This is a genomic window from Micromonospora sp. I033 (assembly GCF_053890995.1).
Map to the genome: position 1 here is coordinate 1 of NZ_JBSSLX010000049.1, position 26,381 is coordinate 26,381.

Sequence of the window (26,381 nt, forward strand, 5' to 3'; positions counted from 1 at the left end):
TATAAGAGACCAGGTTCCAGGTCCAGGGCCAGGGCGGCGGCCTCCTCCAGGGGGAGGGCGGCACCGGTGGCGTAGGCGGCGTCGAACGTGGCGTCACCGAGGGTGCGCCGCAGGTCGGCCTGGCACGCCAGCCAGTAGGGGCCGTGGATACCCGGAGTGGCGCGGAGGCTGGCCCGGGTGGCCTGGGCCGCGCCGAAGAGCCGCGCCGCGGTCACCGGCTCCCCGCCCAGCGCGCAGCGCACCGCGATGGCGTTCAACGTGTCGCAGGCCCGGCCCAGGTAGCCGTGGCTCATCCGGGACCGGAGCGCCACCAGCAGGTGCTCGTGCGCGGCGACCAGGTCGCCCCGGGCCAGCGCCACCAGGCCGAGCAGCATGTCCACCGACCGACGGCCCCGCTCCACCGGGCGGGCCGCCTCCACCGGGCGGGCCGCGCCGAGCACCTCGGCCGCCTCGTCCAGCGCGCCCCGGCGCCACAGCAGCTCGGCGAGGTTGTAGACGGCGAGCAGGGCGTCGGAGACCACGTCCTGGGCGTACGCCCAGTCGAGCACCTCCCGGCAGACCCGCTCCGCCTCGACGAACTGTCCCATGTCGACCAGCGGCGCGGCCCGGCCCGCCAGCACCCGGGCGAGCAGGCCCAGGTCGCCGGCCTGCCGGGCGGCCGCCTCGGCCCGTTGCGAGTAGCGCAGCTCCTCGGCGAACTCCCCGTCCGCCCCGGCGTGCAACGAGTGCATGTGGTACGCCGCCGCCAGCTCGGCCTCCGGGATCGGCTCCCCGGTCTCGGCGATCCGGCCGTAGAGCCGGAACAGCCACAGCCGCCCCTCCCGGGCCAGCCCCCGCTCCCGCCACCACTGGTCCAGCCCGCCGGCCAGCCGCAGCCCCGAGCGGGCGCTGCCGCCGGTGGCGCACCAGCGCAACGCGGCCCGCAGCTCCCCGGCGAGCGGGTCGAGCGCGTACAGGGAGAGGGTGACCGGGCGGCCGTCCGGACCCAGGTGGGCGCGCTCCAGGGCGTGCCGGGACCAGGCGACGTGCCGGTCCCGGGCGGTCTGCTCCTCGCCGGCCTCGATCAACCGCCGGGCCGCGTACGCCCGGATCGGGTCCAGCATCCGGTAGGTGCTGCCCGAGGCGTGCGGCTCCGCCAGCACCATCGACTTGTCCACCAGCACCGACAGCGGATCGAGCGGGTCGTCGTCGAGCAGCCACTGCACGGTCGGCAGGTCCACCGGGCCGGCGAAGACGGCCAGCCAGCGCAGCAGCCGGGCCGAACGCGCCCCCAGCGTCCGGTACGACCAGGTGACCGTGGCCTGCATGGTCAGGTGCCGCTCGTTCGCCGAGCGCTGCCCCGCCCGGCTCGCCGGCGTGGCCGGAGCGGCCCCGGTCGCGGCGGCCACCAGATCGACGGTGTCCTGCTGGTTACCGGTCCAGCCGGCCTCCACCGGGGCGGCCTCCAGCTCCTCCCGCCCGGCGTCCAGGGTGCCCAGCATGTCGTCGAGCCGCTCGGCGAGCTGCCCGGCCGAGAGCACCCGCAGCCGCGCGGCGGCCAGCTCGATGGCGAGCGGCAGCCCGTCCAGCCGGCGGACCACCCGGCGCAGGTCGGCCTGCTCGGCGGGCTCCGGCGCCCGGCCGCCCCGCGCCGCCGTGGTGCGGTCCAGCAGCAGGGCCACCGCGTCGCTCTCCCCGCCGTCCGGGCCCGGGTCCACCGAGAGCGGCGGGATCCGCCACACCACCTCGCCGGGCACGCCGAACGACTCGCGGCTGGTGGCCAGCACCCGCACGCCCCGGCCACCGGACAGCAGCCGGGAGATCACCTCGGCCGAGGCGGCCGGCTGGGCGTCGCAGGTGTCCAGCACGACCAGCATCCGCCGGGCCGCCGCGTACTCGACCAGGGTGTCCACCATCGGGCGGCCGGGCTCCGGGCGGAGCCCGAGCACGGCGGCGATCTCGAAGGCGACCAGCCCCGGGTCGGTCACCGCCGCGACGTCGACGAACCACACCCCGTCCGGGTACGCCTCGACCACCCCGGAGGCCAGCTCCACGGCCAGCCGGGTCTTGCCCGCCCCGCCCGCGCCCAGCACGGTCACCAGCCGGTACGTCTCGACCAGCCGCCGCAGCTCGGTCCGCTCGGCCTGCCGGCCGACGAACGAGGTGACCTGGGTGGGCAGGTTGTGCGCCACCGCGTCGGCGGTCCGCGGTCGCGGGAAGCTCCGCTCCAGGCCGGGCGCGACGAGCTGGAACAGCCGTTCCCGGTCGTCGAAGCCGCGCAGCCGGTGCAGCCCGAGGTCCAACAGGGACGCCCCGTCGGGCAGCGGGTCGGCGTGCCGGGCGGTCGCGGCCGAGCAGAGCACCTGTCCACCGTGGGCGGCGGCGGCCACCCGGGCCGCCCGGTGCACCTCGGGGCTGGCGTACTCGCCGTCGCGGGGTTCGGCGAAGCCGGTGTGCAGGCCCATCCGGACCCGGGGCGCGGCCTCCGGGGTGGGCCAGTCGTGGCCGGCCAGCGCGAGTTGCGCGGTGAGGCAGGCGTGCACCGCCGTGGCCGCGTCCGGGAAGGCGAGGAAGAACGAGTCGCCCTCGGTCAGCAGCTCCGCCCCGTCGGTGCCGGCCAACGTGTGGCGCAGCAGCCGGCGGTGTTCCCGCAGCACCGGGCGGTAGCCCGGACCGAGCAGCTGGGCCAGGCGCGTGGAGCCCTCGATGTCGGTGAAGACGAAGGTCACCCATCCGCTCGGGAGGTGGATCCGTGGCGACATGCGTGGAACCTCCGCCCCGTGACGTCGGCTTCATGCTGCCCTATGGTCGCGCGGTCACGCATCGTGAGAACGGCCGGGCAGATTCCGACTCAAGGTGCCAAAGGATCACACGGGCGGCAAGCCGGATCGACCGGCGGGCCGAGGGCGCACCGGCCGTCAGCAGCCGCAGGCGCCGCCGCAGCAACCGCCGCCGGCCGGTGCGGACGCCCCGCCGACCGGGCCGGACCCGCCCCGCCCGGTGACCGCGACGGTGGAGAGCAGCTTCACCGTGTCGGCGTGTCCCTGCGGGCAGGAGGCCGGCCGGCCGGCGTCGGCCATCGGGCGGTTGACCTCGAAGGTGTCGCCGCAGGCGCGGCAGCGGAAGTCGTAGCGGGGCATGCCATCAGCGTACGGCGGACCTGACGCGTCGGCAGCCATGGGTGATACTCGACGGGTGGTGGACGGCGAGCAGCGATCGACGGTTCGGCCCCTGCGACCGGCTGCGCCGCCCGACGGGGGCGCCGGCCCCGTCCCCCGCCCGCGCCGCGACGCCGCACCCGACCCGGCCGCCGACACCAGGGCCGAACCCAAGAGGGAGCCGGCCGACCCGACGGCGAAGCCGGCTGACCCGAAGACCGAGCCGGGCGATCCCAAGACGGAGCCGGGCGACCCGGCGACCGAGCCGGGCGATCCCAAGACGGAGCCGGGCGACCCGGCGACCAAGCCGGGCGGGACGAAGGCGGAGTCGGGCGACCCGGCGATCGAGCCGGGCGAGACGAAGGCGGAGTCGGGCGACCCGAAGACCGAGCCGGGTGCCGCTCCGGTCGCCCCGGCCGGAACGCCGGCGGCCGGCCGACGGCGGCGGGTGCCGTTCGCGCACGCGGTCCGGGTGCCGCCCCGGCAGCTCGCCGCCGGCGCGGCCCGGGCCACCCGCGCCTGGTCGCGCCGTCCCAGCGGGCGCACCACGCTGCCCGGCCTCTTCCTGCTCGCCCTGGTCGCGGCCACCGCCGTCGCCGGCGCGGTGCTGGTGCCCGCGGCGATCCGCACGCCGCGGCCGGTGGCCGTCGACGCCACCACGAACGCCCCGGTCCAGGGCGTGCCCCAGGCCGGCGTGGTGCCCGGGGCGACCGGTGTGCCGGTGACCCCCGGCGCGACCGGGCTGCCCGGCACCGTCGGCCCGACCGGTACGGCCACGCCCGGCGGCACGCCGACCGGTCCGGTCGTCGGCCCGGGGGTTCCCGGCCGGCCGGCCGACGCGCTGGCCGGGTGGGCGCAGCAGGTCAGCGCGGCGACCGGGATCCCGCCGGTCGCCGTGCAGGCGTACGGCTACGCCGAGCTGGTGCTCGCCCAGACCCAGCGCAGCTGCCAGTTGAGCTGGACCACGCTGGCCGCGATCGGCTACGTCGAGTCCCGGCACGGTGCGGCCAACGGCGCCACCCTCCTGCCCAACGGCATCGCCGAGCCGGAGATCCTCGGCGCCCCGCTGGACGGGCAGGGCGGCCGCTCCCGGATCCTCGACACCGACCAGGGGCAGCTCGACCACGACCGGGTCTACGACAAGGCCCTCGGCCCGATGCAGTTCATCCCGAGCACCTGGCAGGAGATCGGCGCGGACGCCGACAACGACAACGTCCGGAACCCGCACGACATCGACGACGCGGCCCTCGCCGCCGGCCGCTACCTCTGCAAGGGTGGCCGGAACATGACCATCCCGGGCGACTGGTGGGGCGCCATCCTGTCCTACAACGATGTGCGCCGCTACGCCCAGGACGTCTTCGACAAGGCCGACGAGTACGGACGGCTGAGCGGTACGTGACGTGACCGGTCGCATACATTCGCGGACCAGACCCTTCCCCCGGGCTGCCGTTGACGGCAAGCTAGACGGGTGATGGTGCGCGAGTGGGACCCTCGGACCGCGTCGTCCGCCGAGATCGCGTCGCTGCTGGACACGCTGAACGCGGTGCTGGCGGCCGACCTGCCGCACGATCCGCCCTGGCGGGAGAGCTCCCTGCGGGAGTACCTCTCCGAGGTGATGCCGGGTGAGCGCCGGATCTCCTGGGTCGCCGAGGCCGACCCCGCCGCCGACGGCACCCCCGGGCCGATGCTCGGTCACGTCAACGTGCTGCTCCTCGGCGGCATCGGCGTGCTCGAGGTGCTGGTGCACCCGAGTGCCCGGCGCGGCCGGCTCGGGCGCGAGCTGGTCCGGGTGGCCGCCCGCCGGGTCTGGGACGAGGGCTTCCAGTCGATCGGCGTCGAGGTGGTCGGCGACACCCCGGCCGTGGCGTTCTACGAGGCGCTGGGCTTCACCCGCGAATACGTCGAGACCCGCAGCGTGCTCGACCTGGGCGCGGTGGAGTGGCCGGCGCTGGCCGAGATGGCGACCGAGGTGGGCGCCGGCTACCACGTCGAGTTCTGCCCGGGCGGGCCGCCGGACGACCTGATCGAGGCGTACGCGCGGGCGAAGGCCGAGGTGCGCGACGTCGACGACGGCGAGCTGCGGCCCAGCTCCTACGACCCGGAACGGCTGCGGGCCAGCCTCGACACGCTGCACCGGCGGGGCATGAAGCCGTACATCGTGCTGGCCCTGCACGAGCAGACCGGCGAGGTGGCCGGGCTGACCGAGGTCGTGGTGCCGGCGCAGCACCCGACCCGGGCCGACCAGTACGACACCATCGTGGTCCGGGACCACCGGGGCTACGGCATCGACCGGGCCATCAAGGCCCGGATGCTGCTGGAGCTGCGCTCGGCCGAGCCGGAGCTGGCCGAGGTGCAGACCTGGAACGCGCAGGCCAACGAGGCGATGTTGAAGGTCAACGCGGAGCTGGGCTACCGCCCCGACCGGGACTGGTGCGAATACAGCGTCGACGTGGCCGAGCTGGTGCACCGGCTCGACAGCCCGCGCTGACGGATATTCACCAAACGGCTGCCCGGGGGATGGACGGCGGACCCGGAGGGCACTTAACGTGCGTTAGTTCCTGTCCACCCATCGTGGAGGCTCCATGCGCCCGCGCCGCACCTTCGCCGCGCTCGCGACCACCGCCGCCGTCTCCGTCACGGCCATCGGGATCGCACCCCCCGCGGCCAGCGCCGCGCCCACCGACCTGTTCATCTCCGAGTACGTCGAGGGCCTGTCCAACAACAAGGCCGTCGAGCTGTACAACGGCACCGGCGGCCCGATCGACCTGGCCGCCGCCGGCTACCAGCTCCAGCTCTACTTCAACGGCGCCACCACCTCGACGAACGTGCCGCTGACCGGCACGGTCGCCGCCGGTGACGTCTTCGTCTTCGCCGCCTCGACCGCCGCGCCGGCGATCCTCGCCCAGGCCGACCAGACCTACGGCAGCTCGCTCTACAACGGCGACGACGCGATCGTGCTGCGCAAGGGCACGACCGTGGTCGACTCGATCGGCCAGGTCGGCGTCGACCCGGGCAGCGAGTGGGGCACCGGGCTCACCAGCACGGCCGACAACACGCTGCGCCGGCTTCCCTCGGTGAGCGCCGGCGACACCGACCCGGGGGACCCCTTCGACCCGGCGACGCAGTGGGCCGGCTTCGCCACCGACACCTTCGACGGGTTGGGCAGCCACAGCATCGACGGCGGCGGCCCGGTCGACCAGGCGCCGACGCTGACCTGCGGCGGCACGCTGGTCCTGGAGGCGGGCGCCACCGCGACCCGTCAGGTCTCCGCCACGGACGCCGACGACACCGTCACCGACCTCGCGGTCACCGCGGTCAACCCGGCGCCGGCGAGCGGCTCGATCAGCCGTACCGCGTTCACCCCGGCCGCCGCGGCCGGCGGCACGGCCACCGCCACGCTGACCGCCACCGGCCTCCCGGCCGGCGCCTACTCGGTCACCGTCACCTCGACCGACGCCGAGGGCGGCACCGCGACCTGCACGCTGACCGTGCAGGCCACCGCCGTGCTGTCGGTGGGCGAGGTGCAGGGCCGCACCGGTGACGACGAGGACGGCCGCACCGACCGGTCGCCGCTCGCCCCGGCCAGCGGCAACGGCACCAGCTCGATGCTCTACGACGTGCGCGGTGTGATCACCCAGAAGTCGCTGACCCGCAGCTCCGCCGGGGCCGACCAGTGGGGCTTCTACCTGCAGAGCCGCACCGGCGCCGAGGACGGCGACCCGCTCACCTCGGACGGCATCTTCGTCTTCATGGGCTCGTTCACCACCCTGATCGGCGGCTACGCGCCGACCGTCGGCGACGAGGTGGTGCTGCGCGGCCGGGTCTCGGAATACTTCAACCAGACCCAGCTCTCCAGCGCCTCGCTGGTGCGCAAGCTCGACTCCGGCCTGGACGTGGACACCGCCGTGCGCGTGGACGACGCCCGGCCGCCGGCCGACGCGGCCGCCGCCGGCCGGTTCTGGGAGCGGCACGAGGGCGAGCGGATGCGGGTCCGTTCCGGCAGCGGGGTCTCCGCCCCGCGGCACATCTTCGCGTCCACCCTGGACTCCGAGATCTACGTGCTGGACCGCGAGGACCCGATCATGAAGCGGTCCGACCCGTACGCCCGCCGGGTGTTCCGGGACGCGCACCCGCTGGACGACATCCCGGGCACGCTCTTCGACAACGGCAACTACCAGCGCATCCTGCTGGGCGCCGGCGGCGTGAAGGCGACCGCCGGGGACTCGACCGCGCTGCTGCCCGAGGCCCGCACCTACGACACGCTGACCGAGGACGCCTACGGCGCCATCTCGTACGCGTTCAGCAAGTACAGCGTGCAGCCCGAGCAGCTCACGCTGACCGGTGGCGCGGACCCTGCGGAGAACAACCCGCCGCAGCCGGCCGACCGGAACAGCGAGGTCGCGGTCGCCACCTACAACGTGGAGAACCTGTACGACTACCGGGACGACCCGTTCGACGGCTGCGACTTCGCCGGCAACTCGGGCTGCACCGGGGTCAGCCCGCCGTTCGACTACGTGCCGGCCAGCGAGGCGGCCTACACCGACAAGCTGGGTGTGCAGGCGCGGCAGATCACCGGCGCCCTGCACAGCCCGGATCTGGTGCTCGTGCAGGAGGCCGAGGACCAGGACATCTGCACGGTGGCCGACGGCAAGCTGGCCTGCGGCGACACGAACAACGCCGACGGCGCGCCGGACACCGTCCAGGAGCTGGCGCTGGCCATCGCGGCCAACGGCGGCCCCGCCTACGCGGCGGCGTACGACCGGACCGGCGCGGACGCCCGGGGCATCGCCTCGGCGTTCCTCTACCGCACCGACCGGCTGACGCTGGCCGAGGCGACCGCCACCGACCCGCTGCTGGGCTCGGCGCCGACCGTGCAGTACCGCTCGGCGGCCCTGCCGTCGAACACGGACGTGCAGAACCCGAAGGGGTTCAACGCCGTGCTGCCGGCCGACGTCGACCGCTCGACCGGGGTGGACGGCAGCAACGTCTACACCCGGGCGGTCCAGCTGGCCAGGTTCACCGTGGCGGCGGCACCCGGCTCGGCCGAGCACTTCACGCTCTGGGCGGCCACCAACCACTTCTCGTCCGGTCCGGACAGCCGGGTCGGGCAGCGGCGGGAGCAGGCCGCGTACGGGGCGGCGCTGGTGCAGGCCGTCGAGGCGGCCGACCCGGACGCGCGGGTGATCTACGGCGGTGACCTGAACGTCTTCCCGCGTCCGGACGACCCGATCGCCACGGGGGCGAACCCGACGCCGTCGGACCAGCTCGCCCCGCTGTACCAGGCCGGCCTGCACAACCTGTGGGACGACCTGGTGGCCGACGTGCCGGCGGCAGCGTACTCGTACACCTACGACGGGCAGGCCCAGACGCTGGACAACCTCTTCGTGAACGACCCGCTGCACGAGGACCTGGTCCAGGTCCGCACGGCGCACATCAACGCCGACTACCCCACCGACGCCGAGGGCCTGGGTGACCGCGGGGCCAGCGACCACGACCCGCAGGTGGCCCGGTTCCGCTCCCGCGCGTCGCTGAGCGTCTCCGACGCGGCGGTGGCCGAGGGCGACAAGGGCGACGCGACCATGACGTTCACGGTGACCGTCTCCCGCCCGCTCTCGGAGCCGGCCCTGATCTGCGCCACCACCTACGGCACCACGGCGCAGGCCGGTTCGGACTACGACTCGTACGTGGGCTGCAGGACCCTGGCCGCCGGCCAGACCTCGCTGACCTTCCCGGTGACCGTCCGCGGTGACCGGAAGCGCGAGGCGGACGAGCAGCTCAAGCTGTACGTGGCGGGCGTGCCGGGGCTCCGGCTCGCCGACGTGACCGGCATCGGCACGATCCGCGACGACGACTGACCCTCGCACCGCGAAGCGGCCCGTCGCCCGGCTCACCGGCCGGACGGCGGGCCGTTCCGGTGTCCGCACCGCTGCGGGTCGCGCGGCGGGCGCGGGTAAGGGTCGGGGTCGCGGAGGCTCGGGGCGCAGAGTGACAATGAGCGACCGCACGTCCCGCGCGGGGACGCGGAGCGCCCGGCTGGGAAACCGGCACCGGCCGTCCCGTCCCCTCCCTGCGACGACCCGGGAACGAAACCCCCCTCCGGAGCGTGTACCGGACATGGGAAGCCACCCCTCGGCGCCGGCCGGTCCGCCGGACGTGCTGCCGCGCGACCGCGACACGCCCTCGCCTCTGTCGTTCGAGCAGTTCTATCGGGACCACGTGGACCGGATCCACCGCGCGCTCGCGCTGGCCGTCGGGGACACCGCGGTGGCCCGGGAGGCGACCGACGAGGCGATGGCCCGGGCGTACGCCCGGTGGGACCGGGTGCGCCGGCTGGACAACCCGGGTGGCTGGGTCTTCCGGGTGGGTCTGAACTGGGCCACCTCCTGGTGGCGGAAGGTGCGCCGGGAACGGCCACCGGCCGACGACCGGCATCCGGCGGCAGCTGCCCCGGACCCCGCCGGGCTGGCCGCCCGGTCGGCGCTGGAACTGCTGCCCGTGAGCCGACGCACCGTGATCGTCTGCCGGGTGCTGCTGGATCTCTCCACCGCCGAGACTGCGGCCGTGCTGGACCTGACCGAGGGCACCGTCCGCAGCCGTCTCTCCCGGGGGCTGGCCGAACTGCGGGCCGCGCTGATCGAGAAGGAGTGATCATGGACGTCGTACCCGAGGACCTGGCCGAGCTGGTCCACCGTGCCGCTCGCGCCACCGGATCGCACCCGGCGGACCTGGCGACCATTCGCCGGCGAGCCCGCGCCCGGCGTCGCCGCCGGAGCGGGACCGGCGCGGCCGGGCTGGTGGTGCTGATCGCCCTCACCGGAGGCGCCGTGCCGCTGCTCGTCCGCGAGCACCGACCGGCCGCGCCGGTCGCCGCCCCGTCGACGTCACCGACCGCTCCCGACTCGCCGCCGCCGACCCCGGCGCCGGCGCAGCGGCTGATGCTGAGTGGTGAAGGCGGCACCGTGCGACCGCACCGGGCCGGCCCGGAGATCGGTCTGCTCGGCGGCGTCGCGGACGAGCTGCGCAGCGACGGCTCGGTGGTCCGGCACCGGGTTCCCGCCGGTTGGCAGGAGTCCGTCGCGCTGTCCGACGGTCGGCTGGTCGGCCTCAAGCTCACCGACCTCATGCCCGGCGAACGGCGGACGGACGGCCCGGACGTGGCGGGCCTCTCGATCCGGCTCATGGTGCTGGGCGCGGACGACCGGGTCGACATCAGCCGGGAGGTCCGGACCAGGGGGCAGGGCCTGAAGCTGGCCGGCGCCGACGAGCGGTACGCCTACCTGGTCCGAGGCGGTGTGGGCCTGGTGGCTCACGAGCTGACCACCGGCCGGGAGAGGACGTTGATCCCCGTTCCGGCCAGCGCCGACGACGAGCTGCCGTTCCGCGACGCGGCGCTGGCGGCGGGCCTGGTGGTGTCGGTGACCGGCCCGCCCGACATGACGCGCTGCCAGCTCGACGTGCGTCGACTGGCTGACGGAAACCGGCTGCCCCGCCTCACGGTGGACGGCGAGTGCGCGCCGTCGATCCGGCTCTCCCCGGACGGCAGTATGGTCGCGGTCCCCTACCGCCGACCGGTCGGGCGAGACCTGGAGTACCGGCTGGCGGTTCTGGACACCGCCACCGGACGGCGCCGGGCCGACGAGCCGCTCGGCACGGCCGGCGCGACCTACGGCCTGACGGACGGCGGGACGTGGGGCACCGCCTGGACCGACCACACCACCGTCCGTGTGGTGTGGGCGCAGCTACCGGACCCGCCCCGGAAGGTCTACTCGGTCGCGGAGCTGGCCCGGGTGGTGACGATCGCCGTTCAGTAACGCTGGCGGAGCAGCTGGGCCGCCTCGACCGCCCAGTAGGTGAGGATGATCTGCGCGCCGGCCCGGCGGATCGAGGTGAGCGTCTCCAGGATCACCCGCTCGCGGTCGATCCAGCCGTTCGCGGCGGCCGCCTCGACCATCGCGTACTCGCCGGAGACCTGGTAGGCGGCGACCGGGACGTCGACGGCGTCCCGGACCGCCGCGACCACGTCGAGGTAGGGCAGGGCCGGCTTGACCATCACCATGTCGGCGCCCTCGGCGACGTCCAGCTTCACCTCGCGCAGCGACTCCCGCAGGTTCGCCGGGTCCTGCTGGTAGGCGCGCCGGTCGCCCTCCAGGGCCGACTCGACGGCGTCCCGGAACGGGCCGAAGAAGGCGGAGGCGTACTTGACCGCGTACGCGAGGATCGAGACGTCCTGGTGCCCGGCGGCGTCCAGGGCCCGGCGGACCACGCCGACCTGGCCGTCCATCATCCCGGACGGCCCGACCACGTGGACCCCGGCGTCTGCCTGGGCGACCGCCATCCGGGCGTACGCCGCCAGGGTGGCGTCGTTGTCCACGGCGCCGTCCGGGGTGAGCAGGCCGCAATGCCCGTGCGAGGTGAACTCGTCCAGGCAGAGGTCGCTCATCACCACGGTGGCATCGCCGACCTCGGCGATCACGTCCCGGATGGCCACGTTGAGGATGCCGTCCGGGTCGATGCCGCCCGACCCGGTCTCGTCCCGCGTCGCCGGCACCCCGAAGAGCATGATCCCGCCGACCCCGGCCTGGACCGCCTCGACGGCGGCCTTGCGCAGCGAGTCCCGGGAGTGCTGGAGCACCCCCGGGAGCGACGCCACGGCCCGCGGCTCGGTCAGCCCCTCCTTGACGAACATCGGCACGACCAGCTCGGCCGGGTCGACGCGGGTCTCGGAGACCAGCCGCCGCACGGCCGCGTTACGGCGCAGCCGGCGGGGCCGGATCTCGGGGTACGACATGAGGGACCTCCTGTCAGCGGAACCTCAGGGCGGTCGGGCCCTGCACCTTCGAGCCGCGGCGCTGCTTGGCCGGCATGGCGGCGAGCTTCTCGCGCAGCTCGACGGCGTAGGCGGCGAGCGCCTCCACCAGGTCGGGCACCGAGGCGTGCGCAGGCTGCACGTCGACCCGCAGGCCGAACTCCGTGGCGGTCTCCGCCGTCTTGGGCCCGATAACGGCAACAACGGTACGCGCGTGCGGCTTCCCGGCGATACCGACCAGGTTCCGGACGGTGGAGGACGAGGTGAAGAGCACCGCGTCGAACCCGCCCGACTTGATCGCGTCGCGGATCTCGGCCGGCGGCGGCGCGGCCCGGACGGTCCGGTACGCGGTGACGTCGTCGACCTCCCAGCCGCGCTCGGTGAGCCCGGCGGCCAGGGTCTCGGTGGCGATGTCGGCGCGCGGCAGCAGCACCCGGCCGACCGGGTCGAGGATCTCGTCGTGCGGCGAGAACTCGGCCAGCAGGCCCTCGGAGGACTGCTCCCCGGAGGGGATCAGCTCCGGCTGGATGCCGAAGGCGCGGACCGCCTCGGCGGTGGCCTCACCGATGCAGGCGATCTTGACGCCGCCGAAGTGGCGGGCGTCCAGGCCGTGCTCGGCGAACTTCTCCCAGACCGCCCGGACCGCGTTCACCGAGGTGAAGATCACCCAGGCGTACCGGCCGTCGACCAGGCCCTTGACCGCCCGCTCCATCTGGGCCGGGGTGCGCGGCGGCTCGACCGCGATGGTCGGCACCTCGCACGGGATCGCCCCGTACGCGCGCAGCCGCGCGCTCATCGCGCCGGCCTGCTCCTTGGTCCGGGGAACGAGCACCTTCCAGCCGTACAGCGGCCGGTTCTCCCACCAGCTCAGCTTGTCGCGGTCGGAGACGCCCGCGCCGACGGTGAGCACGACCCGGCCGGTGAAACCGAGCGCCGCCGCGACGAAGGAGTCCACGGTCGACGTGGTGGTGTACTGCGTCTCGCCGGTGCCGTCGCCGGTCACCCCGACGGGGGTGGCGCCGTCCACCCCGGCGGCCAGCAGGCCGTCCCGGATGGCGGCCAGGTCACCGGCGTCCACCGCGACGGCCAGCGAGCCCCGGGCCACGGCGGCGGCCAGCGCGTCGAAGTCCAGCGTGGTGACGTCCTCGACGTCGGCGGCGGTGCGCACCCCGGGCAGCGGCACGCCGGCGTAGGTGGCCACTCCCTCGGCCTGGCCGACGCCCGGCACCACCTCGAAGTGCGCGGCGGTACGCGCCACCGCCTGCACCTCCTTGACCACCGAGTCGTGGCCGAACGGGTCACCGGCGACCAGGTGCACGGCGTTCTGGCCGGACCGGGCCGCGGAGATCAGCACCTTCGCCACGTCGCCCGGCACGCCCTCGGCGGGGCTGAACTCGGCGTCGGGCCTGGCCTGGGCGCGGACGTACTCGAGCAGCGACTCGGGGACTCCCCGGTCGTACACCACCTGGTCGGCGTCGACCAGGGCGTCCACCGCCCGGCGGGTCAGCAGGCCCGGGTCGCCGGGACCGGCCCCGACGAACGCGATCCGGCCTACGGGCTTACGGGTGCGGGTCATTCTGTGCTCCCAAATTGCTGGGTCCCCGGGCCGGCGTGTCCTTCTTGGCCGAGGATCGAGTCGGCGCCGAGTTCGAAGAGTTCGGCGGCGAGTGCCTTGCCGATCTCCGCCGCGTCGGCGGGCGTTCCGGTGCGGGACAGCCGGAGGTCACGGGTGCCGTCCGGGCTGATCACCGCCCCGCGCAGGTAGATCTCCTCACCGGCGTCACCCTCGGCGAGTTCGCCGTAGGCGGCGACGGGTGCGCTGCACCCGGCCTCCAGGGTGGCCAGCAGTGCCCGCTCCGCGACGACCGCGGCACGGGACGGTGCGTGGTCGAGCACGCCGAGCAGCTCGACCAGGTCCTGGTCGTCGATCCGGCACTCCACGGCCAGCGCGCCCTGGGCGGGCGCGGGCAGCATCAGCATCGGATCGAGCGTCTCGGTGATCACGTCGGCCCGGCCGAGGCGGGCGAGCCCGGCCCGGGCCAGCACGACGGCGTCGAGGTCGGCGTCCGGGCCGAGCACCCGGCCGAGGCGGGTGTCGACGTTGCCCCGGATCGGGGTGACCTCCAGCTGCAGTCCGAGTGCGTGCAGCTGGGCGATGCGGCGCAGCGCGCCGGTGCCGACCCGCGCGCCGGGCGGCAGCTCGGCGAGGGTACGGCCGTCCCGGGCGACCAGCGCGTCGCGCGGGTCCTGCCGGGGCGGCACGGCGGCGATGTGCAGGCCGGGCGCCGCCGCCGTGGGCAGGTCCTTGTACGAGTGGACGGCGAAGTCGATCTGCCGGGCGGCCAGCGCGTCGCGCAGCGCGGAGACGAAGACACCGACGCCGAGCCGGTGCACCGGGGCCGTGGAGCGGTCGCCGGCGGTCACCACCTCGACCAGCTCGACCGGGCGGCCGGTGGCCGCGGTGAGGGCCTCGGCGACGTGGCCGGACTGGGCCATGGCCAGGGCGCTGCCCCGGGTGCCGAGACGCAGGGGGGCGGTCATCGCGCACCTCCGGTGGGCGGGGTGGTGTCGGCCGGCATGACGATCTCCGCCTCCACCACGTCGGGAACGGTGTCGACCGGGGAGGTCTGCGGCACCTCCAGGTCGAACAGCTCGCGCAGCAGGGCGGCGTACTGGTCGCCGCCGGGCTCGGCGGCGAGCTGGCGGACCCGGACGGTCGGCTGGTGCAGCAGCCGCTGCACCACGCGGTGCACGGTGCGGGCGACCTCGGCGCGCTGGTCGTCGGTGAGGTCCGGGCGGCGCTGGGCGAGCCGGCGCAGCTCGGCGGCGACCACGTCGTCGGCGCGCCCGCGCAGGGCCGCCACGGTGGGCGCCACGTCCGCGCCGCGCAGCCAGCTCAGGAACGCCTCGACCTCGCCGGCCACGATCCGGGCCACCTCGGCGGCGTCGGCGGCGGCCGGCCCGTCGGCGAGGATCGCCGCCATCCGGTCGATGTCGATCACCTCGACGCCGGGCAGCTCGGCGACGCCCTCCTCGACGTCGCGCGGGACGGCCAGGTCGAGCAGGACCAGAGGGCCCCGGGCGGCGTCCCGGCGGGCCAGCGCCCGGGTCACCACGTCGCGGGTGAGAACCGGCTCGGTGGCCGCGGTGGCCGCCACCACGATGTCCACCGTGGTGAGCGCGTCGACGAGCTGGGTCATCGGCACGGCGGTCGCGCCGTAGGACTCGGCCAGCCGGACGGCCCGCTCGGCGCCCCGGTTGGTGACGGTGACCGGGCCGGCGCCCAGCCGGGAGAGGGTGGCCACGCCCAGCGAGCCCATCGCCCCCGCGCCGACCACCATGGCGGGCCGCCCGGTCAGGTCGCCGTCGAGCAGGCCGGCGGCCAGGTCGAGGGCGGCGGTGACCACGCTCTGCCCGGCCCGGTCGATGTTGGTCTCGGCGTGCGCGCGCTTGCCCACCCGCAGCGCCTGCTGCATCAGCTCGTGCAGGAGGCGGCCGGCGGAGTCGGCGCCGCTGGCCGAGTGGTACGCGTCGCGGAGCTGGCCGAGGATCTGCGCCTCGCCGACCACCATCGAGTCCAGCCCGGTGGCGACCCGGAAGACGTGGTCCACGGCGGCGGCGTCGTAGTGCACGTAGAGGTGGGTGGCGAGTGCCGCCGGCGGGGCGCCGGCCTGGTCGGCCAAGACCGCGCAGATGTCCCCGAGGCCGCCGTGGAAGCCGGAGACGGCCGCGTACACCTCGACGCGGTTGCAGGTGGAGACGATCACGGCCTCGGCGACGTACGGCTGGGCGACCAGGCGGTCCAGGGTGCGGGTGAGATCCGCGGGCGGGACCGCCAGCTGCTCCAGCGTGGCGACCGGGGCGGTGCGGTAGGACGCGCCGACGACGAGCAGTTTCACGTGCCGATCGCCTCCTGGGTGTCGGTGGCCGCGAGCCCGCCGGGGAGCGCGGTCAGCGACGCCTTGCGGTGCTCGTGGAAGGACAGGATCTGCAGCTCGATCGCGAGGTCGACCTTGCGCACGTCGACTCCCTCCGGAACCGAGAGTACGCAGGGCGCGAAGTTGAGGATGCTCGTCACGCCGACCGAGACGAGCTGGTCGGCGACCGCCTGGGCGGCCGGCGCGGGGGTGGCGATCACGCCGATCGAGATCGACTCCTCGACGGCGACCCGGGCCAGCTCGTCGACGTGCCGGACGACCAGCCCGTTGATCTCCTCGCCGACCCGGGAGCGGTCCGCGTCGAAGAGCGCGGCGATCCGGAAGCCGCGGCTGGCGAAGCCGTCGTAGCCGGCCAGGGCGTGACCGAGATTACCCACGCCGACCAGCGCGACCGAGCGGCACTGGGTGAGCCCGAGCACCGACTCGATCTGCTCGATCAGCAGGGTGACGTCGTAGCCGACGCCCCGGGTGCCGTACGAGCCGAGGTGGGAGAGGTCCTTGCGGAGCTTCGCCGAGTTGACCCCGGCGGCGTTGGCCAGCCCCTCGCTGGAGACCGTCTCGTGGCCGCTGTCGGCGAGCGCGTGCAGGGCGCGGAGGTATTCCGGGAGCCGCGCGACGGTCGCCTCGGGCAGGTCCGGAAGCGCCGGTACGGCACCGGCGCGGCCGGGCGCGCCTGGGTGACGGTGCTGACTCATGAGACTCCGTGCGGTGCGATCCTCGACCAGCGACGGTGACCGGTCGTTCCGGGACTCCCGCTGGCGACCGATGTTGCCGGCTGTGCTAGCAGGGCGCGTCGGAACTACAGAGTAGGCGCTTGTGAAGAGGTGCACAAATCGCGATCTTGATGGGTCGCGACGCGCCTCCACCTGCCCCTCCATTCCCACAAGATCGATAGCCGGAGCTCCCTCGGCACCGCGTGGCGATTATTGCTCAATCCCGACTTCTCTGACCAATCGCGCGCGCCCGGTAGCGCTGTGTCACCGGAGCGAAGAGGCGGGAGTCACTCCGGCAGGTAGGGAGAACCCCACCCCGGAGAGGCCCGCGCACGGGATGGGTCGGGCGGCCCCCGGCCCATAGCCTCGGAGCATGACCGCCGTACCCCTGGGCACCGCGCCCGCCCCCACCACACCCGTCCGGGGCCTCGTCCGCCAGCTCCTGCGCGACTCCGGCTACGTGCTCTTCAGCCTGCCGCTGGCGCTGGTCGGCTTCGTGCTGGCCGTGGCGGGGATCTCGCTCACCGCCGGGCTGCTGGTCACCACGCTCGGCCTGCCGGTCCTCGCCGGGGCCCTGTACGCGGCCCGGGGGCTGGCCGACCTGGAGCGGCTGCGGCTGCCCGCCGTGCTGCGCCAGCCCCGGGTCCGCCCGGTCTACCTGGCGCCCGAGCGGGGCTCCGGCTTCTGGCGGCGGGTCCTCACCCCGATGCGCGACCCGCAGTCCTGGCTCGACCTGCTGCACGCCTTCGTCCGGCTGCTGGTGACCCTGCCCACCTTCGTGGTGGTGCTGGTCTGGTGGGCGCTGGCCCTCACCGGCACGCTCTACGGCGCGTACGACTGGGCCATCCCCCGTGGGCCCGGCGACCAGGACCTGAGCCAGCTCCTCGGGATGGGGGACGGCGCCGAGGCACGGATCGCCCTGAACACCGCGATCGGGCTGTTCGCCCTGCTCACCCTGCCCCTGGTGGCCCGGGCCTGCGCCCGGATCCAGGCCGCGCTGGCGTACTCGCTGCTCACCGGGGTGGCCGAGATGCGGCAGCGGATCACCACGCTGGAGGAGCAGAAGCGGGCCGCCGCGTCCGCCGAGGCGTCCGCCCTGCGCCGGCTGGAGCGGGACATCCACGACGGCCCGCAGCAGCGCCTGGTCCGCCTCGCCATGGACCTCAGCCGGGCCCGCCAGCAGCTCGCCGCCGACCCGGAGGCGGCCCGGCGGACCCTGGACGAGGCGGTCAGCCAGACCCGGGACACCCTCGACGAGCTGCGCGCCCTGTCCCGGGGCATCGCCCCGCCGATCCTGGTCGACCGGGGCCTGCCCAGCGCGCTGGCCGCGCTCGCCGCCCGCGCCCTGGTCCCCACCGAGCTGGTGATCGACGACGAGCTGGGCACCGCCGGCGGGCGGCTCGACCCGGCGCTGGAGAGCACGGCCTACTTCGTGGTCGCCGAGGCGCTGACCAACGTCGCCAAGCACAGCCGCGCCGCCGCCTGCCGGGTCGAGGTGACCCGGAAGGTCGGCCGGCTGGAGATCAGCGTGGCCGACGACGGGATCGGCGGCGCCCACCTGGCCAAGGGGCACGGGCTGAGCGGCATCGCCGACCGGGTCCGGGCCGCCGGCGGCACCCTGGAGGTGGCCAGCCCGACCGGCGGGCCGACCCGCATCCACGCGGAACTCCCCCGGTGACGTCCGACGCTCCGGACCGGATGAAGGCCGCCCTGTGGGTCCAGGACGTGGTAGACACCGGACCCATGCGGGTGGTGATCGCGGACGACGCCGTACTGCTCCGGGAGGGGCTGGTCCGGCTGCTGACCGAGTCGGGGCACGAGGTGGTGGCCGCCGTCGGTGACGGGGACGCCCTGGTCGAGGCGGTGGTGACGCACCGGCCGGACGTCTCGGTGGTGGACGTGCGGATGCCGCCGTCGCACACCGACGAGGGGCTGCGGGCGGCCGTGGAGGCCCGGCGCCGGGTGCCGCGAACGCCGGTCCTGGTCCTCTCCCAGTACGTCGAGGTGTCGTACGCCGACGACCTGCTCGCCACCACCGGCGGCGGGGCCGGCGGGGGCGGGATCGGCTACCTGCTCAAGGACCGGGTGGCCGCCATCGACGAGTTCCTGGACGCGCTGGCCCGGGTGGCCGCCGGCGGCACGGTGCTGGACCCGGAGGTGATCAGCCAGCTTCTGGTCCGGCGCCGCCGGAACGACCCGCTGGCCGAGCTGACCCCGCGCGAACGCGAGGTGCTCGCCCTGATGGCCGAGGGCCGCTCCAACACCGCGATCGCCCGCGCCCTGGTGGTCAGCGACGGCGCCGTCGAGAAGCACGTGCGCAACATCTTCACCAAGCTGGACCTGCCCCCCGACGCCACCCACCACCACCGCCGCGTCCTGGCGGTCCTCACCCACCTCCGCGCCTGAGGCCCGCCAGCAGGCGCCCGGCGCGGATCAGAGGGTCTGCGCGAGGGCGACCGCCTCGGTGAGGGTGTCGGCCACCGGGTGGCCGGCGGTGCGCAGGCGGGCGGGGTCGGAGAGGCCGCCGGTGTAGAGGACGCAGCGGGCGCCGACGGAGAGCGCGGCGTCGGCGTCGTCGAGCGAGTCGCCGATGAGCACCACGTGCCGGCCGTCGAGGCCCAGCTCGGCGAGGTGCTTCTCCAGCCACTCCGCCTTCGGGCCGCCGCCGACCGCGGCGCGCAGCCCGTCCACCCGGCTGAAGTGCGGGGTCAGCCCGTAGGTGTGCACCGTGGGGACCAGCTCGTCGTGGAACCACATGGAGAGCAGCGACTGGCTGCCCGGCCAGGCGGCGATCGCGGCGGTGGCGTCGGCGGCCAGCGCGCAGCTGGTCAACCCGACCCGGTACGCCTCGTGGAAGACCCGGTCGAGCCGGCCGAACGCCTCGTCGTCGATCGCCCGGCCGAGCATCTCGGCGTAGTAGTCGGCGATCGGTCGGCGGAACCGGACCCGGTGCTCGTCGGCGGTGACCACCGGCCCACCGGCGCTGGCGAAGGCGACGTTGGTGGCCTGTACCACCAGGTCGAGGTCGTCGAGGAGGGTTCCGTTCCAGTCCCACACCAGGTGGCGGCGCGCAGCGGTCATCGCTGCACTGTAAGGGGCGGCTCAGAGCTGCGGGGTGGTCAGGTCCCGCAGCAGCCGGTCCTCCTCGACCCGCCAGTAGCCGTGCTCCTTGCCGTCGAGCAGCACCACCGGCAGCCGGTCGCCGTACTCGCGCTCCAGGTCGAGGTCACCCGTCACGTCCTTCTCGACCCAGCGGTCGCCGGTCACCGCCACCACCCGGTCGAGCGCCGCCTTCGCGTCCTCGCAGAGGTGGCAGTCGGGCCGGGTGATCAGGGTGAGCCGGGCGTCACTGGACATCGGATACCTCCGTGCGGATCTCGGTCGGCGGCGCGGGCGCGGGCACCGGGGGCGCCGCCGGGCGGAGCTCGGTCTTGCGAACCTTGCCGATCGCCGAGTGGGGCAGCTGGTCGACGAACTCGACGGCGGTCGGGCACTTGAACCGGGCCAGGTTACGCGCGCAGTGGCCGAGCAGCTCCTCCACCGTCACCGTCGAGCCGGCCGCCCGCACCACGTACGCCCGGACAGTCTCGCCGGTCCGCGGGTGCGGCACCCCCAGGACGGCCGACTCGGCCACCCCGGGGTGCGCCTGGAGCACCAGCTCCACCTCGTGCGGGTAGACGTTGAAGCCGTTGACCAGGATCAGCTCGCCGAGCCGGTCGACCAGGAAGAGGTCGCCGTCCTCGTCGGCGTACGCCACGTCGCCGGTGGGCCACCAGCCGTCCGGGTCGGGCCCGCCGCGCCCGTCCGGCCAGTAGCCGTCGAACAGGTTGGCGCCGCGCACCACGATCTGCCCCGGGTCGGTGCCCGCCGGGTCGTCGGAGAGGTCCAGCTCGTCGGCGTCCTCCTCGACCGCCGGCACCCCGTCGCGCCACAGCTCCGCGCCGTCGGACCCGACCAGGCGCAGCTCGACGCCGGGCAGGGGGCGGCCGATGGAGCCCGGCTTCGGTTCGCCGCCGACCAGGGTGGAGGTGAGCACCGGGGCGGTCTCGGTGAGCCCGTAGCCGACGTGCACCGGATGCCCGGTCGCCTCGGTGAAGCGCGCCCCCACGGCCGGCGGCAGCGGCGCCGCGCCGCACACCGCGACCCGCACCGAGGACAGCGCCGCGGCGGCGTCGCCCGCCGCGTCGGCCCAGGCCAGGAACATCGACGGTACGCCGACCAGCACGCTGACCCGGTGCCGGGCGATCTCGTCGAGCGCCCCGGTCGGGCCGGGCTCGTCGACCAGCACCCCGGTCGCGCCGTGGTGCACCACGGCCCCCAGCCCGGAGTTCAACCCGTACGCGTGGAAGAGCGGCAGGGCGAGCAGCACGGTGTCGTCGGGGCCGACCACCGGCGGGTCGATCCGGTCGACCTGGGCGTGGTTGGCGGCCAGGGCCCGGTGCGACAGCATGGCGCCCTTGGGCCGGCCCTCGGTGCCGGAGGTGTAGAGCAGGACGGCGAGGTCGTCGCCGCCCCGGGCCGGGAACCCGGCCGCCGCCGCACCGTCGGTGACCGGCGGGGCGGTGTGCACCGCGGTGAGCGCGGGCAGCTCGTCGGTGGCCACCCGACCGGCCACCTCCGCCGCGCCGACCAGCACGGCGGCCCCGGAGTCGGCGAGCACGTGCCGCAGCTCCCGGGCGGTGAAGCCCGGGTTGACCGGCACCGCCACCAGGCCGGCCCGGAGCACGGCCAGGTAGGTCACCACGAAGTCCGGGGTGTTGCCGAAGGCGATGGCCACCCGGGCCGGACGGCCGTCCGCAGCGGACGGTGGCGCCGCCGCGGCGAGCGCGCGGGCGGTGGCGGTGACCGAGGCGTCCAGAGCCGACCAGGTCAGCGTCCGGTCGCGCCAGTGCAGCGCGGGACGGTCACCGTGGACGGCGGCCGCCCGGCGGAGCCGGTCGGCGAGGTTCGGCGCGGAGCTGTGGGCTGCGTCCTGCACGGTGGCTGAGTCTGGCACAGCCGCGTCCGCCCGGCCACGCCCGAACACCGGACCGCCCCGCGTGGCGGCGGCGGGTGCCACCGGACACGCCGGCGCCCGCGTCCCTTTCACGGGACTGTCCACCCCGCCGGCGGGGATTCCCGAACGTGGGAAGGTGGCCTCCACCGGTCGGCGGAGGGGGTCGTCCGGGCAGCCGGAACCGACCCGGCCGGGCCGCCCCCGCGACACGCCGAGGGCGCAACAAAATTGGCTCCGACCAGGACTTTCCATTCCGGACCAGGTAGCGACGCGAAAGTCAACCGCACACGACGGACAAGGCGTCCGCCATCTGTGCGACGGGACCGGAAATACTTCCGCTCTGTGTAACGGACTTGCCACGCGCGGGTGACGTTGGCCCTATCATCACTCGGGTCGGCTCACCCCGTTTGCCGTGAGTCGACACCCCTCAGCCCGAGGAGGCCCCCGTGCCCGTGAGCGCATTGGACCAGCACCTCAAGGAGACCTGCCGCCCGTCGGCACGTCCCGGAACGGCCGTGCCCGGTCGGGGCGTACCCGGTCCCGCCGTGACGCCGCGGCGGCCGGTGCGGCCCTGCTCCGACCCGATCGGGGAGGTGCGGTGACCACCTTCGGTTACGCGGACCGGCCAGCCGGCATGACCGGTCCGACCCAGCGAACACCCAACGAGCGCCTGGAGCCCGCACCACGGGCCGCCGCCGACGGGATGCGCGGCCTCGCGGTGCGCGGCGAGGGGCGACGGGTCCGCAACCGCACGCACCACAACGAGGCGCCGCCGCGCCCGGCGGTGCCCGGCGGCAACGCGAAGCCGGCCGCCGGCCGGCTCGGCGCCCCCTCCCGGCCGACCATGCCGGCCCAGGGCCGGCGCGGCGAGACGGCGGCCAGCGAACCCTCGGCCGCCGAGACCGCCGTGCTGCCCGCGGTGACCACCGGCGACACGGCGGTGCTACCGGCCGTCCCGGCGGCCGCCGCCCCGGCCACCGGCTTCCCGAGCCGCCCCGACCCGTCCGACCCGGCCACCGAGGTCTGGGCGCTGGTCGAGCGGGCGCAGGCCGGCGAGGCCGAGGCGTTCGGCCTGATCTACGACCGGTACGTCGACACCGTCTTCCGGTTCGTCTACTTCCGGGTCGGCAACCGCCAGCTCGCCGAGGACCTCACCTCGGACACGTTCCTCCGGGCGCTCAAGCGGATCGGCAGCTTCACCTGGCAGGGGCGCGACCTCGGCGCGTGGCTGGTCACCATCGCCCGCAACCTGGTCGCCGACCACTTCAAGTCCGGCCGCTACCGGCTGGAGGTGACCACCGGCGACGTGCTCGACGCCGACCGGGAGGACCGGGGGCCCGAGGGCAGCCCGGAGGCGGCGGTGGTCGAGCACATCACCAACGTCGCCCTGCTGACCGCCGTCAAGCAGCTCAACCCGGAGCAGCAGGAGTGCATCGTGCTCCGCTTCCTCCAGGGCTTCTCGGTGGCCGAGACGGCCCGCGCCATGGGCAAGAACGAAGGCGCCATCAAGGCGTTGCAGTACCGGGCGGTCCGGGCGCTGGCCCGGCTGCTGCCCGACGGCTTCCAGCCCTGACCCGACGCGTCCCCACCCGTCCGCGGCACCGCCCGGGCGCGGGCCGACGCGCCCTCGGCACCTCGTGACCGCGATCACTCTTGGTGATTTCGCCACCGACCGGGCCGTAACCGGCGACCGGCGCGAACCGTTTCTCCGGGTGCGACCAGTGGTTGTCCCGGCGTCCCCCGGGCCACCCGGTCCGGCGGGTCAGGTCGGCCGTCCCGGTCGACCGTCGGCGTCACGCTGCCACCGGTCGCTGGTGACGACGACGGCCAGAGCGGCCGTGACCAGCGAGAGGGGGTGCCTGCGGTGGACAGCGACCTCTTCTCCCGTCGGCGTGCCGAGCGCTTCGCGCAGCTCCTCGACGAGGCCAACGGCGGCCGGCGGCACCACGTCCGTTCCCGGGCCGACGACGAACTCGCCGCGCTCGTCCAGGCGAGCCGGCGGCTCACCGCCGACCGGCCGGACGTCGAGGTGGACGCGGAGTTCCGCACCGGGCTGCGGGCGATGCTCGTCGCCACCGCCGAGCGCGAGGGCGTCGGCGCCCCGGCGAAGACCGGCACCGCCGCCGGCATCCGCGGCTCGCTGCTGCCGGCGATGACCGGTCGGCGGGCCCGGGCCCGGGGCGCGATCCTGGTCGGCGTGGCCGCCGGCGCGATCGCCCTGTCCGGCATCTCCGCCGCCAGCGAGAACGCGGTGCCCGGCGACGCCCTCTACGGCATGAAGCGCTCGACCGAGCGCGCCCAGCTCGCCCTGGCCAGCTCCGACATCAGCCGGGGCCAGCTCTTCCTCGACTTCGCCCGGACCCGGCTCGACGAGGCCGCCACGGTCCGCGACGACCGACTCGGCTTCAGCGCCGTACTGGACGACATGGACGCCGACACCCGGCAGGGCGTACGCCTGCTGACCACGGTGGCCGCGCAGCGCTCCGACCCGGCGGCGCTGGACGCCGTCGACACGTTCCTCGGCGGCCAGCGCCGGGCGGTCAGCGGCCTGCTCGACCGGTCCGACCAGGCCGACCGGGACCGGACCCGCCGCTCGCTCGCCCTGCTCGACGAGGCCGGCCGGCGTGCCGACGCGCTCCGCGAGGCGATCGCCTGCGGGCTGCCGGCCCCGGCGGCCAGCGACGCGCTCGGGCCCACGCCGACCACCTGCCCCGGCGACCGCTGAGCCGGCCCGGACAGCCGTCCACGCCACACTTCTCCCGCCGGACACCCGACCGTCACATCCCGCCGGATAGGCTCGGATGGGCGTACGTGGTCGTCGAGGGAGGTCGTCGTGAGCCGGAGCCGGAAGGTGACGGTCAGCACCGATGCCCACGGGCACACCGCCGGCTGGTCGGAGACCCCGGAGGCGCCCCCGGCCACCGCCACCCCCGACCCGACGGCCGCCGCCTTCTTCGACGTGGACAACACGATGATGCAGGGCGCGTCGATCTACTGGTTCGCCCGCGGGCTGGCCGCCCGGAACTACTTCACCACCGGTGACCTGGCCCGGTTCGCCTGGCAGCAGGCGAAGTTCCGGCTGCTCGCCACCGAGCACGCCGGGGACATGTCGCAGGCCAAGGAGGCCGCGCTCGCCTTCATCGAGGGCTGGCGGGTGGACGACGTGGAACGCCTCGCCGAGGAGATCTTCGACGAGCTGATGGCCCCGCGCATCTGGGCCGGCACCCGCAAGCTGGCCCAGCGCCACCTCGACGCGGACGAGCGGGTGTGGCTGGTCAGCGCCGCTCCGGTGGAGATCGGCCGGGTGATCGCCACCCGGCTCGGCCTGACCGGGGCGATCGGCACGGTGGCCGAGGTGGTCGACGGGGCGTACACCGGCCGGCTGGTCGGCGACCTGATGCACGGGCCGGCCAAGGCCGAGGCGGTCACCCAGCTAGCCGCGGTCGAGGGGCTGGAGCTGAGCCGCTGCGCGGCGTACAGCGACTCCGCCAACGACCTGCCGATGCTCTCCGCCGTGGGGCGGCCGGTGGCGGTCAACCCGGATCCGGCGCTGCTCCGGCGGGCCCGCGAGCGGGGCTGGGACGTCCGCGACTTCCGCACCGGCCGGCGGGCCGTGAAGATCGCCGTGCCGTCCACGGCCGCCGCCGGGCTGGTCGCCGGCGCGGTCACCGCCGGGCTTGCCCTGCACCGCCGCCGCCAGCGCGTCGACTGACGCCGGGCCGCCGGTCAGGGGCCGAACGGGTCCGGGCGGCGTTCGAGCAGCCGGTGCAGCGTCTGCTGGATGGTCTCCCGCACCTGGTCGGCGAGGTTGAACACGACCAGCGGGTCGTCGGCCGAGTCGCGCAGGTGCGCGGTCGGGATCGGCGGGCAGAACTCGATCAGCCACTTGCTCGGCAGCGGCACCATGCCCAGCGGCCCCAGCCACGGGAAGGTCGGCGTGACCGGGAAGTAGGGCAGCTTGAGCAGCCGGGCCAGCGGCTTGATGTCGGCGAGCATCGGATAGATCTCCTCGCCGCCGACGATCGCCACCGGCACGATGGGCGTGCCCGTCCGCAGCGCCGCCGAGACGAAGCCGCCCCGCCCGAAGCGCTGGAGCTTGTAGCGGTCGGCGTAGAGCTTGCCGACCCCCTTGAAGCCCTCCGGGAAGACGCCGACCAGCTCGCCGTTGCCGAGCAGCCGTTCCGCGTCGGGGTTGCAGGCCACCGTGCCGCCGGTCTTGCGGGCGATCTCGGAGACCACCGGCATCCGGAAGACCAGGTCGGCGCCGAGCAGCCGCAGGTAGCGGCGTGCCGGGTGCCGGTCGTGCAGCGCGGTGGCGAGCACCAGCGCGTCCAGCGCCACCGTGCCGGAGTGGTTGCCGACCACCAGGCCGGCCCCCTCGGCGGGCACGTGCTCGACGCCGCCGACCTCGGTGCGGAACCAGTCCCGGTAGAGCAGCCGGACCAGCGGGTGGAAGACGGCGTCGGTCAGGTCGGGGTCGAAGCCGAACTCGTCCACCTCGTAGTCGCCGGCGAGCCGCCGCCGCAGGAAGGCCAGCCCCTTGGCGACCTTCCGGTCCCAGTGGTCCCCCGGCCGGTCCGCCACCGCCGGCCCGGGCGGGGTCACGTCGCCCGGCCGGTCCTGCGCCTCGCCCGCCGGCTTCGTGGCGACCGCTTTCTTGGCGACCGCCTTCTTGGCGACGGCCTTCTTGGCGACCGCCTTCTTCGCCACGGTCTTCTTCGGCGCGGCCTGCTGCGGGGCCGGGTCGGCCGGCGCGGCCTGCTGCGGGGCCGGTGCCGGCTCGTCGGCGGA

Annotated in this window: 21 protein-coding genes; 10 read left to right on the forward strand and 11 right to left on the reverse strand. The window is 75.0% G+C overall.

Annotated elements, in window-relative coordinates; genetic code table 11:
• Positions 1 to 2,741: ATP-binding protein (locus ACW0Q9_RS11345; RefSeq protein WP_456180339.1), on the reverse strand; the 2,741-nt coding region annotated here is incomplete at its 3' end.
• Between the two features lie 156 nt (positions 2,742 to 2,897).
• Positions 2,898 to 3,119 carry an FmdB family zinc ribbon protein gene (locus tag ACW0Q9_RS11350; RefSeq protein WP_456180341.1) on the reverse strand — a complete coding sequence of 74 codons (222 nt, stop codon included), beginning with the start codon at positions 3,117 to 3,119 and terminating at the stop codon, positions 2,898 to 2,900.
• A 55-nt stretch (positions 3,120 to 3,174) separates the two neighbouring features.
• Between ACW0Q9_RS11350 and ACW0Q9_RS11355 the strand changes: the two genes are divergently transcribed.
• The 5 genes from ACW0Q9_RS11355 to ACW0Q9_RS11375 all read left to right on the forward strand — a co-directional run bounded on the left by ACW0Q9_RS11355 (position 3,175) and on the right by ACW0Q9_RS11375 (position 10,948).
• On the forward strand, positions 3,175 to 4,536 hold the full coding sequence (locus ACW0Q9_RS11355) for a murein transglycosylase (protein WP_456180343.1): 1,362 nt from the start codon (positions 3,175 to 3,177) through the stop codon (positions 4,534 to 4,536).
• Between the two features lie 72 nt (positions 4,537 to 4,608).
• Entirely contained in the window at positions 4,609 to 5,625 is a 1,017-nt protein-coding gene (locus ACW0Q9_RS11360) for a GNAT family N-acetyltransferase (protein WP_456180384.1), read from the forward strand.
• Between the two features lie 94 nt (positions 5,626 to 5,719).
• Positions 5,720 to 8,992: a lamin tail domain-containing protein gene (locus ACW0Q9_RS11365; protein WP_456180345.1), complete on the forward strand. Its 3,273-nt coding sequence runs from the start codon at positions 5,720 to 5,722 to the stop codon at positions 8,990 to 8,992.
• Positions 8,993 to 9,251: 259 nt separating this feature from the next.
• Entirely contained in the window at positions 9,252 to 9,785 is a 534-nt protein-coding gene (locus ACW0Q9_RS11370) for an RNA polymerase sigma factor (protein WP_456180347.1), read from the forward strand.
• Positions 9,786 to 9,787: 2 nt separating this feature from the next.
• Positions 9,788 to 10,948, forward strand: coding sequence for a hypothetical protein (locus ACW0Q9_RS11375; RefSeq protein WP_456180349.1), 1,161 nt, complete (start codon positions 9,788 to 9,790; stop codon positions 10,946 to 10,948).
• Here the strand turns inward: ACW0Q9_RS11375 and hemB are convergent.
• Genes hemB through ACW0Q9_RS11400 form a run of 5 tightly spaced genes read right to left on the reverse strand, consistent with a single transcriptional unit; the run spans position 10,942 to position 16,576 of the window.
• On the reverse strand, positions 10,942 to 11,925 hold the full coding sequence (gene hemB / locus ACW0Q9_RS11380; RefSeq protein WP_456180351.1) for a porphobilinogen synthase: 984 nt from the start codon (positions 11,923 to 11,925) through the stop codon (positions 10,942 to 10,944). The two genes, ACW0Q9_RS11375 and hemB, sit on opposite strands and share 7 nt — an antisense overlap.
• A gap of 13 nt (positions 11,926 to 11,938) precedes the next feature.
• Positions 11,939 to 13,519, reverse strand: a complete 1,581-nt coding sequence (locus tag ACW0Q9_RS11385) for a uroporphyrinogen-III synthase (RefSeq protein ID WP_456180353.1) — start codon at positions 13,517 to 13,519, stop codon at positions 11,939 to 11,941.
• Positions 13,516 to 14,484: a hydroxymethylbilane synthase gene (gene hemC, locus ACW0Q9_RS11390; protein ID WP_456180355.1), complete on the reverse strand. Its 969-nt coding sequence runs from the start codon at positions 14,482 to 14,484 to the stop codon at positions 13,516 to 13,518. Before hemC ends, ACW0Q9_RS11385 begins: the two co-directional genes overlap by 4 nt.
• Positions 14,481 to 15,842, reverse strand: a complete 1,362-nt coding sequence (locus ACW0Q9_RS11395; protein ID WP_456180357.1) for a glutamyl-tRNA reductase — start codon at positions 15,840 to 15,842, stop codon at positions 14,481 to 14,483. Before ACW0Q9_RS11395 ends, hemC begins: the two co-directional genes overlap by 4 nt.
• On the reverse strand, positions 15,839 to 16,576 hold the full coding sequence (locus tag ACW0Q9_RS11400) for a redox-sensing transcriptional repressor Rex (RefSeq protein ID WP_456180359.1): 738 nt from the start codon (positions 16,574 to 16,576) through the stop codon (positions 15,839 to 15,841). Before ACW0Q9_RS11400 ends, ACW0Q9_RS11395 begins: the two co-directional genes overlap by 4 nt.
• 391 nt (positions 16,577 to 16,967) lie before the next feature.
• Here ACW0Q9_RS11400 and ACW0Q9_RS11405 point away from each other — a divergent pair, with 391 nt between their 5' ends.
• Positions 16,968 to 18,272, forward strand: coding sequence for a sensor histidine kinase (locus ACW0Q9_RS11405; protein ID WP_456180361.1), 1,305 nt, complete (start codon positions 16,968 to 16,970; stop codon positions 18,270 to 18,272).
• Between the two features lie 65 nt (positions 18,273 to 18,337).
• A complete protein-coding gene (locus tag ACW0Q9_RS11410; RefSeq protein WP_456180386.1) occupies positions 18,338 to 19,000 on the forward strand; it encodes a response regulator in 663 nt (220 codons plus the stop codon).
• A 27-nt stretch (positions 19,001 to 19,027) separates the two neighbouring features.
• On the opposite strand, the gene ACW0Q9_RS11415 is transcribed toward ACW0Q9_RS11410, so the two are convergent.
• The 3 genes from ACW0Q9_RS11415 to ACW0Q9_RS11425 are packed head-to-tail and all read right to left on the reverse strand — an operon-like array spanning position 19,028 to position 21,572.
• Positions 19,028 to 19,675: an HAD family hydrolase gene (locus ACW0Q9_RS11415; RefSeq protein ID WP_456180363.1), complete on the reverse strand. Its 648-nt coding sequence runs from the start codon at positions 19,673 to 19,675 to the stop codon at positions 19,028 to 19,030.
• 21 nt (positions 19,676 to 19,696) lie between these two features.
• The gene (locus ACW0Q9_RS11420) at positions 19,697 to 19,951 is read right to left on the reverse strand and encodes a glutaredoxin family protein (protein WP_456180365.1); all 255 of its coding nucleotides are present in this window, start codon (positions 19,949 to 19,951) and stop codon (positions 19,697 to 19,699) included.
• Complete coding sequence (locus ACW0Q9_RS11425; RefSeq protein WP_456180367.1) at positions 19,941 to 21,572, reverse strand: AMP-binding protein; 1,632 nt, start codon at positions 21,570 to 21,572, stop codon at positions 19,941 to 19,943. The genes ACW0Q9_RS11420 and ACW0Q9_RS11425 overlap by 11 nt, the downstream gene beginning before the upstream one ends.
• A gap of 616 nt (positions 21,573 to 22,188) precedes the next feature.
• Between ACW0Q9_RS11425 and ACW0Q9_RS11430 the strand changes: the two genes are divergently transcribed.
• The 3 genes from ACW0Q9_RS11430 (at position 22,189) to ACW0Q9_RS11440 (ending at position 25,302) form a co-directional block, all read left to right on the forward strand.
• Complete coding sequence (locus ACW0Q9_RS11430) at positions 22,189 to 23,163, forward strand: ECF subfamily RNA polymerase sigma factor, BldN family (RefSeq protein ID WP_456180369.1); 975 nt, start codon at positions 22,189 to 22,191, stop codon at positions 23,161 to 23,163.
• Positions 23,164 to 23,454: 291 nt separating this feature from the next.
• Positions 23,455 to 24,315 (forward strand): DUF5667 domain-containing protein, encoded by an 861-nt coding sequence (locus ACW0Q9_RS11435; protein WP_456180371.1) that lies wholly within the window; start codon positions 23,455 to 23,457, stop codon positions 24,313 to 24,315.
• A gap of 108 nt (positions 24,316 to 24,423) precedes the next feature.
• Positions 24,424 to 25,302: an HAD family hydrolase gene (locus ACW0Q9_RS11440; protein ID WP_456180373.1), complete on the forward strand. Its 879-nt coding sequence runs from the start codon at positions 24,424 to 24,426 to the stop codon at positions 25,300 to 25,302.
• A 14-nt stretch (positions 25,303 to 25,316) separates the two neighbouring features.
• Here ACW0Q9_RS11440 and ACW0Q9_RS11445 read toward each other — a convergent pair whose 3' ends face one another.
• Positions 25,317 to 26,195, reverse strand: a complete 879-nt coding sequence (locus tag ACW0Q9_RS11445; protein ID WP_355639702.1) for a lysophospholipid acyltransferase family protein — start codon at positions 26,193 to 26,195, stop codon at positions 25,317 to 25,319.
• Between the last annotated feature and the right edge of the window lie 186 nt (positions 26,196 to 26,381).